Raw genomic sequence first — 1242 nt, 5'->3', positions numbered from 1 at the left:
CCGTTATGTCATGCTGTCGGTGCAGCTTCTGCGGATTCTGCGGGTCTATTGGCGGTTGGCAAAGCCGAAGGACTGGCTGTTCCCCGGTCGCGACGCAACCGCGCCGATCGATGTGCAGGTCCTCTATTCGGCCTGCCGCTCGGCGCGTGCCGCCGCCGGCATCGACAAGCGCGTGACGGTCCATACGCTTCGGCACAGCTTCGCCACGCATTTGCTGGAGAACGGCACCGATATCCGGATCATCCAAGTTCTGCTCGGCTACAACAATCTGTCGAGCACGGCGCGCTACACGAAGGTCTCGAACGGCCTCATCCGGCGGACGGAAAGCCCGCTCGACCGGCTGCGGCTGGAGGTCGTGCCACCCGGCTGAGCTCGCCTCGCCATGTCGGCGAGACTGGAGGTGGCGGATATCTTTCGCCGCCACGCAGAGGCGTATCGGCAGGTCCATGACGGCCATCTCGGGCGCGTCGAGCGGCGGGTGATGAGCGCGATCGAGCTTTGCCGGACGGCCGAACTCGGTGGCCATGTCCAGCGATGCCGATCCTGCGGGGCGATCAGCATCGCCTACAACTCCTGCCGCAACCGGCATTGCCCGAAGTGCCAGGGACAGGCCTGTCGCGAATGGCTTGCCGCGCGACAGAACGAGCTTCTGCCGGCTGCCTACTTCCACGTCGTCTTCACGCTGCCGGCGCAGGTCGCGGCGATCGCCTTCCAGAACAAGGCAGCGCTCTACGCCATCCTGTTCAAGACTGCGGCTGAGACGCTGCGAGTGATAGCCGCCGATCCAAAACATCTCGGCGCAGAGATCGGGCACATCGCGGTGCTGCACAGCTGGGGCCAGGGCCTGCACTATCATCCCCACATCCATTGCATCGTGCCGGGCGGCGGGATCTCCCTCGATGGAAAGCGTTGGGTCGCCTGCCGGCCAGGATTCTTCCTGCCGGTGCGCGTCCTGTCGCGCCTGTTTCGCCGGCTCTTTCTGCAGGAATTGCGAGCAGCTTATGATGCGGGCAAGCTGAGCTTCTTCGGCGATCTCGCCCACCTGGCGGCGCCGGCTGCGTTTAACTGCAAGCTCGCCGAGGTTCGTCGCCTCGAATGGGTCGTCTACGCCAAGCCGCCATTCGGCGGGCCAGACCAGGTGCTGGCCTATCTCGGCCGCTACACCCACCGTGTCGCCATCGCCAACTCTCGCCTGATCAGCATGGCTGACGGCAAGGTCGCGTTCCGCTGGAGCGATTATCG

General features: G+C 64.9%; 2 protein-coding genes. Both read left to right on the top strand.

Going from position 1 to position 1242, the window contains the following annotated elements:
• Positions 1–370, top strand: a 370-nt coding sequence (locus tag NKH95_RS33340; protein WP_352894615.1) for a tyrosine-type recombinase/integrase, incomplete at its 5' end; no start/stop codon positions are given.
• Positions 371–382: 12 nt separating this feature from the next.
• Positions 383–1242: IS91 family transposase (locus NKH95_RS33335; RefSeq protein WP_352894613.1), on the top strand; the 860-nt coding region annotated here is incomplete at its 3' end.

This window comes from Mesorhizobium sp. M0848 (assembly GCF_040319805.1).
Classification (GTDB): domain Bacteria; phylum Pseudomonadota; class Alphaproteobacteria; order Rhizobiales; family Rhizobiaceae; genus Mesorhizobium.
The sequence above is the reverse complement of the archived record's forward strand: the minus strand, read 5'-3'. Positions and strand labels throughout refer to the sequence as shown.